A 17626-nucleotide genomic window follows, 5' to 3' on the forward strand; every position below is an offset into this window, starting at 1 on the left:
TGACCCCGCCGACGGCCCTTCGGGGCCGTCGGCGTTTTCCGCTCCACCGTTACCTTGACCAGGAGAACACTGGATGTTCAGCCCGGCCAACCAGCCATCGTTCACCCTCGCCATCCAGGGCGCCAACAGCGGCCTGCGGGTACTGGCCTTCACCGGCTTCGAGGCGCTCAACCAGCCCTACGCCTTCGACCTGCAGCTGATCAGCGAATACCCCGCGCTCGACCTTACCGAGCTGCTGCACAAGCCCGCCTTCTTCAGCTTTACCCCCGAAGGCCAGGGTATCCACGGCATCATCGACCGCATCGCCCAGGGCGATTCGGGCAAGCGCTTCACCCGCTACGAAATCACCCTGCGCCCGCGCCTGGCGCGCCTGGCCCACCGGGTGAACCAGCGCATCTTCCAGGACCTCACGGTCCCCGAAATCATCACCCAGGTGCTCAAGGACCACGGCATCCTCGCCGACGCCCACCACTTCCACCTGGGTTACCAGTACCCGCCGCGCAACTACTGCGTGCAGTACGACGAGTCCGACCTGCACTTCATCCAGCGCCTGTGCGAGGAAGAGGGCCTGAGCTACCACTTCCAGCACAGCAGCCGCGACCACCGCCTGGTGTTCGGCGACGACCAGACCGTGTTCCCCAAGCTGGCCGCCGTGACCTACCAGCAAGACAGCGGCCAGGTGGCCGACGACCCGGTAATCAAGCAACTGGCCGTGCGCGTGGAAACCCGCACCACCCGCGCCACCCGCCGCGACTACGACTTCAAGAACCCGCGCCTGCTGCTGGAAAGCGACCACAGCACCGAGCGCGCCCCGGACCTTGAAGACTACGACTACCCCGGGCGCTTCACCGACCGCGAGCGCGGCAAGCTGCTCGCCACCCGCGCGGTACAGCGCCACCGCGCCGACTATCGCCTGGCCGAAGGCCGCGGCGACGTGGCGCGGCTGGTGAGCGGGCACTTTCTGCCCCTGGCCGGCCACGGCCGCGACGAGTGGAACGACCTGTGGCTGCTGACCAGCATCCGCCACGAGGGCAAGCAGCCCCAGGTGCTGGAAGAAGCCCTGCCCAGCGCCACCACCGCGCACAAGGACGACTTCCACCAGGGCTACCGCAACAGCTTCACCGCCACCCCCTGGGACCAGCCCTTCCGCCCTGCCCTGCGCCACGACAAGCAGCGCATCCGCGGCAGCCAGCGCGCGCTGGTCACCGGCCCTGCCGGCGAAGAGATCCACTGCGACAGCCACGGCCGGGTCAAGGTGCAGTTCTTCTGGGACCGCGAAGGCGCCGGCGACGACCAGACCAGCTGCTGGCTGCGGGTGTCCTCGGCCTGGGCCGGCGCGCGCTACGGCGGCGTGGCCATTCCGCGCATCGGCATGGAAGTGCTGGTGGGCTTTCTGGAGGGCGACCCCGACCAGCCGCTGGTCACCGGCTGCCTGTACCACCGCGAGAACGCGGTGCCCTACCCGCTGCCGGCAAACAAGACCCGCAGCGTGTTCAAGACCCTCAGCAGCCCCGGCGGCAAGGGCTTCAACGAGCTGCGCATCGAGGACAAAAAAGGCCAGGAGCAGATTTTCATCAACGCCCAGCGCGACTGGGAGCAGCGCATCCTGCATGACCAGAAGATCCGCGTGGGCCGCCAGCGCCACGACACCGTCGAGGCCGACAGCCACACCGAATTCAAGGCCGAGGAACACACCACCGTCGAGCTCGACCGCAAGGCCGAATGCCGCGCCGACGACCACCTGAGCATCGCCGTCAGCCAGCACCTGAAAATCGCCACCAGCCAGTTCATCGAGGCCGGCACCGAGATTCACCTGGGCAGCGGGCAGAAGATCGTGATGGAGGCCGGCGCCGCGCTGACGCTCAAGGCCGGTGGCAGCTGGGTAAAGATCGACGGCGGCGGCGTGGCCATGAGCGGCGCCGCCATCAAGCTGAACCAGGGCGGCGCACCGGGCGTGGGTACCGCAGTGGCGGCCCTGCTGCCGGGGCCGATACGCCAGGCCATATCGGCGTTGGCCGGAGTTATCCCGGCGCCCGCCGCCCTCAACCCATCCGGTATCACGCGACTGTGCGGCAAGCAGAGTGGCGGGGGCTGTAGCCGAGAGGACTGTACATGCCTGAATCGATCCTGAGGGCGTTGCTCGCCACCCCGACCTGCACGCTGGGCGCCCTCGAACCCGTCGAGCAACTGGTCTTCGTCATTGACCTTGGTATCGAACCGGACGCCCTGGCCAGCCTGTACCAGCTCGGCGAGCCCTTCGAGCCGACCTTGCTGTTCAAGGATAGCGAGTTCGAAGCCCTGGCCTGGCAAGGCCCGTGCAGCTTCAGCGCAGCGCCAGGCAGCGTGCTGGCCGAGAAGGCTGCAGAGCTTTGCCTGGCCAGGCGTTGTGGTATGGTCCTCGCCGCCGCGAACTCGGAACAGGCCGTGGCGCATGTGCGCACGCTGCTGAAGGTGAACGACGGCTCTGGCGGGCAGAGCCTGCTGAGCCTCGGCAAGCCGCACCTGTGGGCGGCCCTGGCGTTGACGTCCGATGCCCAAGCTCCGCGGTTGTTCGGCCCGCTGAGCCAGGTGCTGACGCCGGTGCCGGCGCATCTGGAGGTGGCTGGGCAGCCGTGGTACCTGTGGCCGGCCCCGATACAACAGCAGGGGGATCGCCCCCAGTGGCCCTACAACTTGCCGCCAGGCTTTCGGGCCACGGCCCGCAGCTTGCGGTTGCTCTACTGGCTGGATGGCGAACACGCGATATTCGGTTCGCCAAAAGGCAGCGAGGTAGCCACTGCAGTGGCCAACCTCGAAACACTGATCGAGCACGGCATGAGTGAGGGGCGTTACCTCAAGCAACTGCACGGGCAAGTCAACGGGCCCTTGCTGCTTGATGACGCGCAGGCCATGGCAATTCTGCGCAGTGACGCAAAGCCCTCCGCCAAGTCCGAGCAGTTGGCCGGCCTTGCTGGATAAAACGGCCAATGACCTGGGTCGGCAACAGATGAATGGAAGCGACATGGCAAACGATACCGCGCAACAAACCAGCTGCCCCGCCGAGCCGGCGGCCGCGCCAAAAGTCCTGGAACTGCCCCCTCGTCCTCCTGCCAACGAGCCCTCCGAGCGCTTCGACGAACCGCCCATGGGCTGCTCGACGCAGTTCGACGACATCCTCTACTCAACCGAGCAACAGGAGTTCTGGCTGCTGCCGAAAAGGGCCGCCACGCAGATAGACGAGGCAATCGATACCTTGGCCAGGCAAATCTCGCCTGCAAAGGCCGCTGACGAGCGCAAGAAAGGGCTCGACCAGTGCGGGTTGCTCGACTACTTCCTGGAGCCGCACCTGAGCAACTTCCTCGAAGGCGAGGACCAGGCCCGCCTGCTGGAAATCGAACGTGAAGAACCGCACATCGAAGACCCTAGCCGCGCCATGCGCATCAAGACTGCGGCCAGGAAGCAAGCTGCCGGGCCCAAGCCTGAAACGGCGTCGCAAGACCGCATGCAAGTCATGCGTGACCAGGAGCAGATGCGCCTGGATCAGGAAGAATTTCGAGAAATGCTCAAGCTCCACCACGAGTGGCAGCAATTGTGCAACAAGGCCATCGCGCAAGCCCGGCAGCAGGGGTACACCTACGAAGCCGGCAGCCTTTTTCAACCCGAGGCAATCACGGCGCGTTCATGGGTGCAGCGTTATCTCGAACTGCGCAAGATAGCCCTGGCCAAGGGCGACTTCGACATGGACAGCGAGGCCGTCGCGCAGTACCTCGCCGAGGACAAGCAACGCTTCGAGGCCGCCACTGACTGCACAGAAGCGGATTGCAGCGCGAAGATGCAGAGCTACATCAACTGGAAAGCCGCCCACAGCGACAAGCAAAACTACGCCGACTATCGCACTGCCATCCTGAAGGCTGCCGACTACGGCCTGGCACTGCCCGAATACGCGTTGCTGCCTGGCAAGGGCCCGGACATCACCAACGGCATCAAGAAATTCAAGGAGTACCTGAAGCTCGAATCGGCTCAGTTCAAGCTGATCGAAACGATGCGCAACAAGTACAAGCGCTGGATCGAAGCCACCGGTGAGAGCATCTCCGCCCCCGCAAACCTGGTCGATGACGAGCGCGACGCCTGGGAGAAACTGGAAGCCCAGCGCAAGGCGCTGCAGGCGGTCGCACAAGCCAACGTCGATAATGGCTTCCCCCGCCGCCATCTGCTGTGGAATCCGCAAGACTTCAAACCCAAGCCGGTCGAACGCCTGGTCAAGGCCGATTTCCCGCTGCGTGAAGTGAGCCGGCTGAAAACGCCGAATAAACCACTGAGCTATTTCAGCCTGCTCAACCTGGATGATGTCGGCCAGTATTTGAAAACCTCCGTGCAGAGTTCGCTGAACAAGTCGGGCAAGGCGCTCAAGGGCAAGCCCGCCAGCAGTGACGGCAAGGCCGGGGTCGATACCGCAACGCCGGTCTTCCACGAATGGCTCAAGCGCGAAGGCGCCGTGCGCATCCGTGACCAGGACGATGACTGGTTCGATGCCGAAGGCTGGTTTGATGTCGACAAGTTCCACAACTACCTGGAAAGCAAGCATTACCAGGTGAAGACGCTGTCGTCGAAAGGCGACAGGGCAGAATGGGGCGAGCGGTTGCGCCAGATGGTGTTCAAGGACGTTGTCCGCCGTGAACTGCGCCTGTTCGATCCCCGCCCCCAAGCCCAGTTGGTGCGTTGCCTGGTGCCGTCCCAGGAACGAATCCATGGCAGCACCAAGGTGGCCGGCCCCGCTTTGAGCGCCACCAAAGGCGCGACTTCGTCGGCCAACGTCACCCTCGACATCGACCTGGCCCGAGGTGAGGTCGACCTGTTCAAGGTCGACCTGCCCTCGCGCACCGACGCCCAACCAGTCAAGTTGACCTACCAGAACTACCGCGGCGAGCAGTGCCATATCGAGCTCGGCCGTTTCTCGATGCATTTTGCCGCCAAGGCCTGGGGCTTCGCTGGCGCGTCGATGCTGTTGTCCACCCAGCTTGAAGTGAGCCCGGCCAATACCCGCTATGGCTACGGCCTCACCCCCATCGAAGAGGCCACCCGCAATGAGGGCACCTACAGCAGTGCCAGTTCGCAAAAGAGCGGCCAAGTGCTCAACGGCAGCGCCGCCCAAGTCAAGATCGACAAGGGTGTCAGCGGCAAATTCAGTGTATTCGCAGGCACGCAAGCGGGCATTCAATTGACAGGCGCCCTCAACTGGGCACCGCCGCCAAACCTGATCCCCATGCAACCCGGCAAGAACGCCAGCCAATGGCTGAGCCTGGCGCGCCTGACAGTCGATGCTGCGGCAGCGTTCGGCGCAGGTGCCTCAGCCGGGTTCGACCTGTCCTTGTACGAAGGGCGGCTTATCCTGAACATGAAGGCGGCCTGGATCAGCGGCCCGGGTGCATCGGGCTCGTTCAAGTTCGAGGTTGGCTACCAGGGCATTGCCGACATCCTTCACCTGTTCCGCCGCGAATTGCACAGGAACAACAACCAACCGCTGGAATGGGTAGACGGGCCGGCGGGGACGTATATGTCGGTGCTCAACAGAATCGGGGTCTTGGGGTTTGATCCGACCATGGCTTACCTGATGGCCTATGACAACGTCATGTCGTTGTATGAAGCGCTGAGCAGGCAAGGACGAGGTGGGTTGTTGGCGCATATGATTGTCACATACCCGAAGGCAGAAGAGCTGAACAAGTGGATTGTCATGGCGCCCGCGTCCGCATTGGGGCCATTGCTGTACACCTTATCTTCAGCTCCAAAAAAACTCGAAGTCCCCGCAAACTCCCCAGCAGAAAAAAGTAAAACTTACGACCCATCGGAGGCATACCTCCTTCAGCAGCGAGCGATTTCCCGTATCATTTCATGCATTGCCCGTGAGGTAAACGAGCACACCCAGAATCAATTCACAGAGTCCTGCATCCGCATGAATAAATTCGGTGACAAACCCAAAGAGCATGGCCAAGCATACTGCGAAAACCGAATGAAGCTTGATATGTTCATGAAGGAACCCATTTTGCGTTTTTCACGCGTCGACGGTATTGCTGCCCGAAGTGCGTACATCGAAAACTCCTCCGCACTGGGAGTGGCAATGAACAACAAATGCCAGATAACTTATTTTAATAATCACCCAGAAAACCCAGCAGGATTTTCTAAATATGTTGACTAAAATCGCGCCATTCCTGGTCGCGGCACTGACCACACTATTATCATCCGCTGCATGGTCAGGCGAACAGGATGCCACCGTCATCGCAAAAGCAAAAATACTCTACAATCAGCGGGTACCAGCTATCCCGCAACTCCGAGCCGCAGCAGAGCTGGGCGATCCAGAATCTCAATTCTATTTAGCCGAAGCGCTTAGCCAACCGCTGTTCACGATGAGCAAAGAGGCCTATGCATGGTACGAAAAATCCGCCAACCAAGGCGATCTCTATGCAATGTATCGACTGGCATACCAAGACGATGAAGTCTGTGAAATCATGCAGAACTGCATTGACTCTGAGAGAGCGCCTAGCGACTGGAAGAAACAGCTGATAACCACCGCTGAAGGAAAAGCCAAGCTCGGCGATGGCGAAGCCATGTCCATCCTGTATTTCATCACTGATGATTTGACGTGGCTGGAAAAGTCCGCCGAGGCTGGTGACTCAAATGCTCAATGGCTACTTGCCAGTCGCTATAGGGACGGCCGAGGTTTCTTCATAATTCCAAGCAACCGAAAAAAAGCAGAAGAGCGGCTTCTAAAACTTGCTGCAGAGAACGGCTCGCCTAAAGCTCAGATCGCGTATGCAGGGCTACTTGCAGAACGCGGCGACAATGAAGCAGGTGCAAAGTGGTACCTAGCAGCCGTGAATCAGAGCTACATAACCGCTCTCTCTAGCTACGCCTACATGTTTGAGCTTGGCGGATTCTACGACTTCCCAAAAAGCCCGATAAAAGCTTATTCATTTCATTTGATCGTTTCTAGCCTGGAGACAGAGGATCAACTTCACGTAGAAACAGAAGCCCGCCTAAAGTCGCTGGCAAAACATCTATCCCCACAAGACTTGGAAACTGCAAAATCCTTCGCGGACGATTGGATAAAGAGCCATCCTCCTCTGTCTCTCTATAGAATGAAACTGGGACTCTAGTGTCCTGTCTCGGAAATAACTTAACCCACTTGAGCTACGCTTCGTTGGTCAGCCACAACGAGGAGTGGAGCCGTGAACTCTCAAGCCATTGTGCTCAGTGACGATGAGCAGGTTGAGTTGAGCCGGCGGGTTCGCTCGGCGACCATCAGCCAGCGCGACGGTCGCCGAGCGCGTGTAATCTTGCTGGCTGCTCAAGGTCATTCACGTAACGAAATCGCTGAATTGACCGGCCTCTCCGTTGTTTCGATCACCCGCTGGTGCAAGCGTTTTCAAGCCCAGCGCCTACAAGGCTTAGTGGATTTGCCTGGGCGAGGACGCAAAACTTCCTTACCTGCCGAAGCTTTGAAACGAACGCTTGAGCAGGTCACTCAACCACGCATTGGCCAACCTCGTTGGAGCTGCCGCAGCATGGCGCGAGTCGCCGGTATTTCGCCTGCCAGCGTCCAACGAATTTGGGCCGCGAACGACATCAAACCGCACCTGACTCGCACCTTCAAACTGTCCAATGACCCGCATTTCGAAGAGAGATTCTGGGACGTCATTGGACTGTATCTGGCGCCACCGGATAAAGCGCTGGTGCTCTGCTGCGATGAAAAGAGCCAGGTTCAAGCCTTGCAACGCACGCAACCAGGCTTGCCATTGGGCATTGGCCACATCCGCACACAGACCCATGACTACGTTCGTCACGGCACGCTAACGCTGTTCGCGGCCATGGATTACCTCCAGGGTCGGCTGATCAGCAGCATCGAAACACAGCACCGGCATCAGGAGTGGCTGGCTTTCCTGAAAAAGATCAACCGGGAAACACCCAAGAACCTGCAATTGCACTTGATCGTGGATAACTACGCCACGCACAAGCATCCGGTCGTCAAGGAATGGCTCAAACGTCATCCACGATTTCATCTGCACTTCACCCCGACCTCAAGCTCCTGGATGAACATGGTTGAACGCTTTTTCCGGGACATCACCGTCTACCTGCGCGATGGCAGCTTTAGTTCGACACGCGAACTGGCTAGCTCCATCACCGCGTTCTTGGCGCTGCACAACGCTCAGCCCTGCCGGTACGTCTGGAACGCGAAAGGTGAAGACATCTTGCGCAAGATCCAGAGTGCCCGAGACGCGATGGCAGGCGCGATGAAAAAGAACGTTTTATCTGAGACGGGACACTAGGAACAGACACCCCACTGCGCAAGAACTTGCGCACTCCCCCTGACAAAAACGCCCCCAGCCAATACCCGAGGCCAATGACCACGCGGCATAGAGCCCCAGTGCGCAACTTTTTACACAGTACTGCGCAAGAAGTTGCGCACTTTTACAACCATTTTCCGCGTTTTGTCGGCCCACGCTGCCCTGCATTGTCCGCGAGCCCTTGAGCGGCAAGGGGGCGGCGCTTTATGGCATGCAACTTGAAACGTCACCTTTAACCGGCCCACCGCCCCACTGCACATTCAAAAGCACATGACCCGACCGCTCAACCGAAAAAGCCTCCTCCCCCTGCTGCTCTGCCTGGCACTCGGGCACTCGCCATCAACGGGTGCCGCCACCCTTGCCAGCTACACCCAGGCGGCCAACCAAGGTGACGTGCAGGCCATGTTCCAGCTGGCCCGCCAGGCCAATAACAGCGCGCAAGGGCTGACCCAGGTCCAATGGAAAACCCGTCTGCACACCAAGGCCGAACAGGGCGACAGCGAAGCCATGCGCCTGCTCTGGCGGCTGGATGACAAGCTGGGCTGGCTCAAGCAATCCGCCGAGGCGGGCAATACCATGGCGCGCTGGCAACTGGCCCGGCAGTACCAGGCCGGCCGTTCGCTGTTCTGGCCGGGCCAGCGCCAGCAGGCCATCGAGAAATGGCTGAGGCTTGCCGCCATGGCCAACCTGCCCCAGGCGCAGGTGGACTACGCAGCGCTGCTGGCAGCGCGTGGTGAGTTCGACCAAGGGCGTGGCTGGTATGTGAAGGCGGCCGAGCAAGGCCATGTCGCGGCCGTGGCCGGTTATGCCTACATGCTGGAAACCGGCGGGCCGTACCGGGTGCAGAAGGACTTGGTCAAAGCCTTTGCGCTGAATGTGCAGCTGCTGGCGCTCGGCAGTGGCTCCGAGCTGCGCCGCAATGCCGAATACAGCCTGGAGTCGCTGGGGTATGAGATGACTGCCCTGCAACTGGAACAGGCGCGGCAGTTGGCGGATGAGTGGCGGCGCACGCACCCGCCGTTGCGGGTGGCTGAAGAAAGGTTGTAACTGGGTGCAGGCTTGGGTTGCCTGCACCGGCCCTATCGCCGGCAAGCCGGCTCCTACACGGGATCGCGCAGCTTGCCAGCGATGGGGGCATCAGGTCAGAAGTCGAAGAACACCGTCTCGCCTTCGCCCTGAATGCGGATATCGAAGCGATAGGCGGTTTGCCCGTTCACCTCGCAACGCTTGGCAATCAGCGTTTCACGCCGCTGCGGCTGCTCGATCAGGTTGAGCACCGGGCACTTTGCGTTGGCCTCGGCTTCGTCGTCGAAGTACAGCCGGGTGTGCAGGTGAATGTTGATACCCCGGGCGAACAGGCTGATGTTGATGTGCGGCGCCATGGGCACGCCAGCGGCGTTGTTGACCACCCCCGGCTTGACCGTGTGCAGCGTCCACTCGCCGGCATCGAAAGTGGTGGCGGTACGGCCGAAGCTGTTGAAAGCGTTCTCCTGGTTGTAGTCGTCCTGATACTGGCCGTTGGCATCGGCCTGCCAGACTTCCAGGAACGAATCGCGCACCAGGTGGCCATTGCCGTCGTATACCTGGCCGAGCAGCAGAATGTGCTCGCCGCTGGCATCGGGCTTGGCCAGGCGGTTCCAGATTTCCTGGTGGCGAGTGGGGTTGCCGGCCGCTTCCAGGGCCAGGCCAATGTGCACGTAAGGGCCGGCGGTCTGCGAGGGGGTTTCCGGCAGCAGTTCGATAGGCATGTCGGGTGTCCTCAGCGGTTTTCGAAGTGGGTCTGGCGCTGGCCGCGCAGCACGATGTCAAAGCGATACGCCAGGCAGTCCATCGGATTGGCGGCGCTCATGTCCAGCTTGGCGATCAGTTGCTGCACCGCCTCGGGGTTGGCGATCGACTTGACGATCGGGCACATCGGGATCAGCGGGTCACCCTCGAAATACAGCTGGGTGATCAGCTTGGTGGCGATCGACGGGCCGCTGACCGAAAAGTGGATATGCGCCGGGCGCCAGTCGTTGGGGCCGTTGCGCCACGGGTAGGGGCCGGGCTTGATGGTGCGGAAGCTGTAGTAGCCGTCACGATCGGTGAGGCAGCGGCCGACGCCGCCGAAGTTCGGGTCCAGCGGCGCCAGGTAACGGTCGTTCTTGTGCCGGTAGCGCCCGCCGGCGTTGGCCTGCCACATTTCCACCAGGGTGTTGGGCACAGGCTTGCCGTATTGGTCGAGCACCCGGCCGGCGACGATGATGCGCTCGCCGATGGGCAGGCCGCCGTTGCTGAAGTTCAGCAGCAAATCGTGGTCGTGCTCGCCGAAGCGCAGGTGCGAAAAGTCAGGGCCGGTGGTTTCGCTGATCGACTGCGGGATGCTTACCAGCGCCTGGCGCGGGGAGCGGGCGATGGATGTCTTGTAGTCAGGCGTGAAGGCCTTGGGGTGCCAGTTGCGATCACGGATCACGAAGCGGCTGGTGTCCTGGGCGGGCATGCCGGTTTCCTCTCTTGGAATTATCGAAGCGCCTGGGCGTGGCAGGCGGACTTGCAGTTTCCGGCAGGTGTGACGGGATGAATATTGAATTCCGCGGTCACAGGCATAACCATTTGGTTATGCAGATAGCCATAGCGCAACACCGCCGCCAGCGCTGATCTAATCTTTTGACTTCATGTTGCAAAACCGGAGAGCACTTCATGGAATGGCGAAAAGGCCGACGCAGCGACAACGTGGTCGATGCCCGCGGCGAAGGTGGCGGTGGCGGCGGCATGCGTTTCGGCGGCGGCAAGGGCCTGGGGCTCGGTGCCATCCTGCTGATCGTCGGCATCGGCTGGCTCACCGGGCAGGACCCGCTGCAGATCCTCGGCCAGCTGGCCGGGCAGATGGAGCAGCAGCAGAGCGTGCCGGCCGGTGCCGGCGGCAAGGCGCCACCGGCCAATGATGAGCAGGCCGAGTTCGTCGCCTCGATCCTGGGCGACACCGAAGACACCTGGAAGGCCCTGTTCGCCCAGGCCGGCAAGCAATACCGCGACCCCAAGCTTGTGCTGTTCAGCGGCCAGGTGAATTCGGCCTGCGGCTTTGCGTCGTCTGCCGTGGGGCCGTTCTACTGCCCGGCCGACCAGCGGGTGTACCTGGACATGGCGTTCTTCCGCGAGATGGAAACCCGCTTCAAGGCCGCTGGCGACTTTGCCCAAGCCTATGTGATCGCCCACGAGATCGGCCACCATGTTCAAACATTGCTGGGCGTATCGGCCAAGGTTGACGCCGCGCGGCGCAGCGGCCAGCGCATGGAGGGCGACAATGGCCTGCTGGTACGCCAGGAACTGCAGGCCGACTGCCTGGCCGGAGTCTGGGCCTACCAGGCGCAAAAACGCCTGAACTGGCTGGAGCCGGGGGATGTCGAGGAAGCGCTGAACGCCGCCAATGCCATTGGCGATGACCGCCTGCAGCAACAGGGCCAGGGCCGCGTGGTGCCCGACTCGTTCACCCATGGCACCTCGCAGCAGCGGGTGCGCTGGTTCAAGGCCGGTTTTGCCAGTGGCAACCTGAACCAATGCGATACATTCGCCGCGCGAAGCCTTTGAGTTGCGGGGCCGCCGTGCGGCCCATCGCGACACAACGCCGCACCCGCCGGCATGCCAGCGCAGGTATTAGCCGCTGCGCCCAGCAACGGCGGGAAAAGCAGCCCTAAAACCACATTTTTTCAACAGGTTATAAATCTGCTGAACGGCGTTTCAGCTTCCGCAGCGCTTGCCGATAACACCTGCACGAATCAGCAGGGCCCTGCACAACAACAACGCCCGCGATTTGAGATCAAGTGAGCGAAATCAAATTCGGGAGAGCGTGCATGAACAGCTGGTTCGCCAATATCAGCGTAAACCTCAAACTCGGCCTGGGCTTCGGCCTGGTGCTGGTACTGACCGGCCTGTTGGCCCTGACCGGCTGGAACAGCCTGGGCAGCCTTATCGACCGCAGTAACTGGATGGGCGATATCGGTCAGCTCAACAAATACCTGACCGAGCTGCGCGTAGCCCGCCTGCAGTACATGATCGCCAACGGCGACGATGCCTCGGCGGCCAACACCCAGACCAAGCTGGATGCCTTCAGCAAGCAGCAGGAATACCTGGTCAACACCTTCAAGAGCCCCGAGAACGTCAAGCTGCTGCGCGAGCTGGGGCAGACCGTCAGCGAGTACAAGGTGTCGCTGAACAAGATGCGCGCCGGCTACAAGACCTCCACCGCTGCCCGCGAGGCGATGAACGTTTCGGCGGTCAAGGCCGACGAGGCCATGGACACCCTGAGCCAGGACGTGATGGCCCGCAGCGAAGCCGACAGCGTGCGCCTGGCGCAGTACCAGCTGATCAGCAAGGCGCGCCAGCAACTGCTGCAGGTGCGTATCGACGTGCGCGGCTACATTGCCGACAACACCGCCACCAACGAGCAGGCCGCGCTGCGTCAGCTCGACGGCGCGCTGGCAGAAGTGGACACCCTCAAGCGCGAACTGCCCAACGAGGCGGCCCGCGTGCAGCAGTTCGAGCAGTCGGTGCAGGCCTACCGCGACGCGGTGCGCCAGTTCCGTGATGCGGTGGCCGCCATCGCCACCGCCCGCGCCGAAATGACCGTGCAGGGCGCCGACATCGTCAAGACCAGCGATGCGCTGTACGCCATCCAGCTGGAGCGCCGCGACATCGAAAGCGCCCAGGCCCGCAACATGCAGATCTTCGCCACCCTGCTGGCGCTGCTGGTGGGCGTGCTGGCTGCCGTGCTGATCACCCGCCAGATCACCCGCCCGCTGCGCGAAACCCTGGACGCCGTGGAGAAGATCGCCGGCGGCGACCTCACCCAGAACCTGCGCGTCACCCGCCGCGACGAGCTGGGCGTGCTGCAACAGGGCATCGGCCGCATGGGCACCACCCTGCGCGAGCTGATCACCGGTATCCGCGATGGCGTCACCCAGATCGCCAGCGCCGCCGAAGAGCTGTCGGCAGTGACCGAGCAGACCAGCGCCGGCGCCAACAGCCAGAAGGTCGAGACCGACCAGGTGGCCACCGCCATGCATGAAATGGCCGCCACCGTGCAGGAAGTGGCGCGCAACGCCGAGCAGGCCGCCATGGCCGCCACCAACGCCGACGGCGAAGCGCGCAACGGTGACAAGGTGGTGGGCGAGGCGATCAGCCAGATCGAACGCCTGGCCACCGAGGTCAACCGCTCCACCGAAGCCATGAACCTGCTGCAGCAGGAAAGCCAGAAGATCGGCAGCGTGATGGACGTGATCAAGTCGGTGGCCGAGCAGACCAACCTGCTGGCGCTGAACGCCGCCATCGAGGCCGCCCGCGCCGGTGAAGCCGGGCGTGGTTTTGCCGTGGTCGCCGACGAGGTGCGTGGCCTGGCCCAGCGTACCCAGCAGTCCACCGAAGAAATCGAGGGCCTGATCGCCAGCCTGCAACAGGGCACCCAGCAGGTGGCCGACGTGATGAGCGGCAGCCGCAGCCTGACCGACAGCAGTGTGGAGCTGGCGCGCAAGGCCGGTGGGTCGCTGGAGAACATCACCCGCACGGTGTCGAACATCCAGTCGATGAACCAGCAGATCGCCGCCGCGGCCGAGCAGCAGAGCGCCGTGGCCGAAGAGATCAGCCGCAGCATCCTCAATGTGCGTGATGTGTCGGAGCAAACCGCCTCGGCCAGCGACGAGACCGCCGCTTCCAGCGTCGAGCTGGCGCGCCTGGGCGGGCACCTGCAGATGCTGGTCAGCCAGTTCCGCGTCTGACTTCAACAGCCTGGGGCCGCCTTGCGGCCCATCGCGGCACAAGGCCGCTCCTACAGGAATGTGCGGTCCCCTGTAGGAGCGGCCTTGTGCCGCGAAAGGAGGGCAACGCCCTCCCAAGGCTGCAGCGTCTTACTTGACGATCAACCCCACCCCGCGGCCCCGCGGGTCTGACGCGGTCTCAAGCTTCTGCCCGGTGACCCGGATCGCCTGGATATCGCCCATCTCCCAGCCCTGATCTTCCAGCACGTAGCCCATCTTCTTCAGCTCGTCCGCCACCTTGCCGGTGAGCGGTGCATAGCTGTCAAAGTAGATGGTGTCCTTGGGCAGCAACTGGTGATGCACGCGCTGCGCCGCCACGGCCTTTTCCAGCGGCATGCCGAAGTCGTACAGGTTGTTCATCACCTGGAAGATCGAGGTAAAGATGCGCGAGCCGCCCGGCGTACCCACCACCAGCACCACCTGGCCGTCACGGGTGATCAGGCTCGGGCTCATCGACGAGAGCATGCGCTTGCCCGGCTCGATGGCGTTGGCATCACCGCCCACCACGCCGAACACGTTGGCCGCACCGGGCTTGGCGCTGAAGTCGTCCATTTCGTCGTTGAGCAAGAAGCCCGCGCCCTTCACCACCACGCCGCTGCCGTAGTCGAGGTTGAGGGTGTAGGTGTTGCTCACCGCGTTGCCTTGCTTGTCGACGATGGAGAAGTGCGTGGTCTGGTGCGGCTCCAGGCCCGGCTTGACCTTGTCGGTGTCGGAGATGGCATCGGGGTTGACCTGTGCGGCGCGCTTGGCCAGATAGTCCTTGGCCATCAGCTGGTCGACCGGCACCTTTGTGAAACCGGGGTCGCCGAGGTAGTCGGCGCGGTCGGCGAACACACGTTTTTCGATTTCGGCGAGCAGGTGGATGTACTTGGCCGAGTTGTGCTCGACGCCCTTGAAGTCCGCCGCGCGGTCCTCCTTGATGCCCAGCAGCTGGGCCAGGGCCACGCCGCCAGAGCTTGGCGGCGGCGCGGTGTAGACCACGTTGCCGCGCCAGTTGATGGCGATCGGGTCGCGCCACACGGCCTTGTAACCGGCAAGGTCTTCTTTGGTGATCAGGCCCTTGTCGGCCTGCATCTGTGCCACCAGCAGGTCGGCGGTCTTGCCCTGGTAGAACTCGCTCACGCCCTTGTCGGCAATGCGCTCCAGGGTTTGCGCCAGCTCCGGCTGCTTGAACAGCTCGCCGACCTTCATGTTGCCAAAGTAGTCATTGAAGTTGGTGGCGGTCTTGAACAGGCCCTGGGCGTCGTCGCGGTACTGGTACTGCTTCTGGGCGATCTTGAAGCCGTTTTTCGCATAGCCGATGGCCGGGGTGAGCAGCTCGCTCCACTTGAGCTTGCCGAACTTCTGGTGCGCCTCCCACAGCCCCATCACGGTGCCCGGCACACCGGCGGCGCGGGCTCCGACCAGGCTCAGGTTCTCGATGACCTCGCCCTTGTCGTCCAGGTACATGTTGCGGGTGGCGGCCTTGGGCGCCACTTCGCGGTAGTCGATGAAGTACGGCTTGCCGTCGACGTACAGGGTCATGAAGCCACCGCCACCGATGTTGCCGGCCTCGGGGTAGGTGACGGCCAGGGTGAAGGCAGTGGCGACGGCGGCGTCCACCGCGTTGCCGCCTTTTTTGAGAATATCGGCGGCCACCTGTGCGCCATATTGATCGGGCGCGGCCACCGCGCCGCCTTCAAGGGTGACCGCAAAGGCCGAAGAACAGCTCAGGATCGCGGCCCCCAGGGCCAGGGGCTGAAACATGACAAGACGCATGGGCACTTCCTTGGTGTTGTTTTTGTTGATCACTCATTAAGGCGCAAGCCTGGGCAAGCAGCAACCAACACCAGGAAATTGCGCCGCCGATGGGCAGACGCTGTCGCGTTCAGGCAACTCAGCAGGCGTACATGGCCAGCTTTTTCTGGATGAAGTCGAGGAAGCACTGGATGCGCAGAGCCAGCTGGGTGTTGCGGTAGTAGACCGCGTGGATCGGCTGGCGGTAACCGTTGTTGTGCTCGGGCAGCAGCACCTGCAAGCGGCCTGCGCGGATGTCTTCATGGGTCATGAAGTGCGACAGGCTGACGATGCCTTCGCCGGCCAGGGCCAGCTGGCGCAGGGTTTCGCCGCTGGAGGCGGTGAGCTGCGGGCGGATCGCCCAGCGGTCGCCCTGGGCATGGCGCAGTGGCCACTGGTTGAGCGAATCGAGGGCGCTGAAGCCGAGCAGGCAATGCTCGCTCAATGCCTCGACGCTTTGCGGCGTGCCGTGGCGGGCCAGGTAATCGGGGCTGGCCAGCACCTGCACCGGGCTGCAACCCAGCGATCGGGCGTGCAGGCTGGAGTCGGCCAGCTCGCCAATACGGATGGCCACATCGGTGCTCTGCTCCAGCAGGTCGATGATCAGGTCGTCGGTGTTCAGCTCAAGCTCGATGCCCGGGTACTGCAGACGGAACTCGCCGATCCACGGCAGGATGGCATGCAGCATGAATGGCGCGGCGGCGTTGATGCGCAGGCGCCCGGACGGGGTCTGGCGGTGCAGCGAAAGGTGTTCTTCGAGGTCGTCCATCTGCTCGAGAATCAGCCGCGCCCTTTCGAGGAAGAAGCGCCCCTCTTCGGTCAGGTCCATGCGCCGGGTGGTGCGGTTGACCAGCGTGGTGCCGAGCTTGCCCTCCAGGCGCGACAGGGTGCGGCTGACCGCTGACGGGGTCTGGCCGATCTGTTCGGCTGCGGCCGAGATCGATCCGCAGTCGATGACGGCGACGAATACCTGGAGTTCTTCGGATCGGGTTTTCACGCGCAGTGGCCTTGGTGGGGGAACGCGTTGATAGATAGCGTCTGGACGACAAGCGCGCAAGCCTGCGCAACCGTCGCGGGGCAAGCCCGCTCCCACGGTTACCCCACGATCAGGCTTGCATCATTGCGCCTTGCCGAACACCTGCTCCAGGTGCTGCTCATACGCCGCCAGCGCCGCCGGCACGTCCGGGCGCTTCATCACGTCCACCGCCAGGAAGGTCGGCAGGCCGCGCATGCCAAGGAACTGGTTGGCCTTGTGGAACGGGAAGTACACCGCATCCACGCCTTTGCCCTCGAAGAAGTCGCTGGGGTCGTCGAAGGCCTGCTGCGGGGCGTTCCAGGTCAGCGACAGCATGTACTGCTTGCCCTGCACCAGGCCGCCGCTGCCGTACTTCTGCGAGGCGTCCGAGCGGGTGCGGCCGTCGCTGGCGTACAGGCTGCCGTGGCCGGCGGTGAACACCTTGTCGATATACTTCTTCACGGTCCAGGGCGCGCCCATCCACCAGCCGGGCATCTGGTAGACGATCACGTCGGCCCAGAGGAACTTGGCCACTTCTGCCTGCACGTCGTAACCGCCGTCGATGAAGGTTTCCTGCACATCGAAACCGGCACGGTCGAGGTGGGCCAGGGCCGCGTCGTGCAGGGTCTGGTTGAGGCGGCCGTCGGAATGGGCGAACTGTTTGCCGCCGTTGAGCAGGAGGATCTTTTTCATGGGGGTCGGGCTCGTGAGTGGAATTGCCGGCAGAT

The 17626-nt window shown here is 62.7% G+C and carries 13 protein-coding genes; 8 read left to right on the top strand and 5 right to left on the bottom strand.

Annotated features, from left to right (window positions below; genetic code table 11):
• Positions 1-73: 73 nt before the first annotated feature.
• The 6 genes from KSS93_RS25970 (at position 74) to KSS93_RS25995 (ending at position 9365) form a co-directional block, all read left to right on the top strand.
• Positions 74-2131 carry a type VI secretion system Vgr family protein gene (locus tag KSS93_RS25970; RefSeq protein WP_217886578.1) on the top strand — a complete coding sequence of 686 codons (2058 nt, stop codon included), beginning with the start codon at positions 74-76 and terminating at the stop codon, positions 2129-2131.
• Positions 2113-2958: a DUF4123 domain-containing protein gene (locus tag KSS93_RS25975; protein ID WP_217886579.1), complete on the top strand. Its 846-nt coding sequence runs from the start codon at positions 2113-2115 to the stop codon at positions 2956-2958. The genes KSS93_RS25970 and KSS93_RS25975 overlap by 19 nt, the downstream gene beginning before the upstream one ends.
• Before the next feature lie 43 nt (positions 2959-3001).
• Positions 3002-6172 (top strand): hypothetical protein, encoded by a 3171-nt coding sequence (locus tag KSS93_RS25980; protein WP_217886580.1) that lies wholly within the window; start codon positions 3002-3004, stop codon positions 6170-6172.
• Positions 6162-7130, top strand: coding sequence for a tetratricopeptide repeat protein (locus tag KSS93_RS25985; protein ID WP_217886581.1), 969 nt, complete (start codon positions 6162-6164; stop codon positions 7128-7130). Before KSS93_RS25980 ends, KSS93_RS25985 begins: the two co-directional genes overlap by 11 nt.
• A 72-nt stretch (positions 7131-7202) precedes the next feature.
• On the top strand, positions 7203-8300 hold the full coding sequence (locus KSS93_RS25990) for an IS630 family transposase (RefSeq protein WP_217885335.1): 1098 nt from the start codon (positions 7203-7205) through the stop codon (positions 8298-8300).
• A 288-nt stretch (positions 8301-8588) separates the two neighbouring features.
• Positions 8589-9365, top strand: coding sequence for an SEL1-like repeat protein (locus KSS93_RS25995; RefSeq protein ID WP_217886582.1), 777 nt, complete (start codon positions 8589-8591; stop codon positions 9363-9365).
• A gap of 95 nt (positions 9366-9460) precedes the next feature.
• On the opposite strand, the gene pcaG is transcribed toward KSS93_RS25995, so the two are convergent.
• Positions 9461-10066: a protocatechuate 3,4-dioxygenase subunit alpha gene (gene pcaG / locus KSS93_RS26000; RefSeq protein ID WP_217886583.1), complete on the bottom strand. Its 606-nt coding sequence runs from the start codon at positions 10064-10066 to the stop codon at positions 9461-9463.
• An 11-nt stretch (positions 10067-10077) separates the two neighbouring features.
• A complete protein-coding gene (pcaH, locus tag KSS93_RS26005) occupies positions 10078-10797 on the bottom strand; it encodes a protocatechuate 3,4-dioxygenase subunit beta (RefSeq protein ID WP_217886584.1) in 720 nt (239 codons plus the stop codon).
• A 200-nt stretch (positions 10798-10997) separates the two neighbouring features.
• Here pcaH and ypfJ point away from each other — a divergent pair, with 200 nt between their 5' ends.
• On the top strand, positions 10998-11885 hold the full coding sequence (gene ypfJ, locus KSS93_RS26010; protein WP_217886585.1) for a KPN_02809 family neutral zinc metallopeptidase: 888 nt from the start codon (positions 10998-11000) through the stop codon (positions 11883-11885).
• A 263-nt stretch (positions 11886-12148) separates the two neighbouring features.
• On the top strand, positions 12149-14068 hold the full coding sequence (locus KSS93_RS26015) for a methyl-accepting chemotaxis protein (protein ID WP_217886586.1): 1920 nt from the start codon (positions 12149-12151) through the stop codon (positions 14066-14068).
• A gap of 129 nt (positions 14069-14197) precedes the next feature.
• On the opposite strand, the gene ggt is transcribed toward KSS93_RS26015, so the two are convergent.
• The 3 genes from ggt to mdaB all read right to left on the bottom strand — a co-directional run bounded on the left by ggt (position 14198) and on the right by mdaB (position 17591).
• Positions 14198-15865: a gamma-glutamyltransferase gene (ggt, locus tag KSS93_RS26020; RefSeq protein WP_217886587.1), complete on the bottom strand. Its 1668-nt coding sequence runs from the start codon at positions 15863-15865 to the stop codon at positions 14198-14200.
• A 118-nt stretch (positions 15866-15983) separates the two neighbouring features.
• A complete protein-coding gene (locus tag KSS93_RS26025; RefSeq protein WP_217886588.1) occupies positions 15984-16880 on the bottom strand; it encodes a LysR family transcriptional regulator in 897 nt (298 codons plus the stop codon).
• A 120-nt stretch (positions 16881-17000) separates the two neighbouring features.
• Positions 17001-17591 (bottom strand): NADPH:quinone oxidoreductase MdaB, encoded by a 591-nt coding sequence (gene mdaB / locus KSS93_RS26030; protein WP_217886589.1) that lies wholly within the window; start codon positions 17589-17591, stop codon positions 17001-17003.
• Positions 17592-17626 lie beyond the last annotated feature (35 nt).

The organism is Pseudomonas xanthosomatis, from assembly GCF_019139835.1.
Lineage (GTDB): Bacteria > Pseudomonadota > Gammaproteobacteria > Pseudomonadales > Pseudomonadaceae > Aquipseudomonas > Aquipseudomonas fakonensis.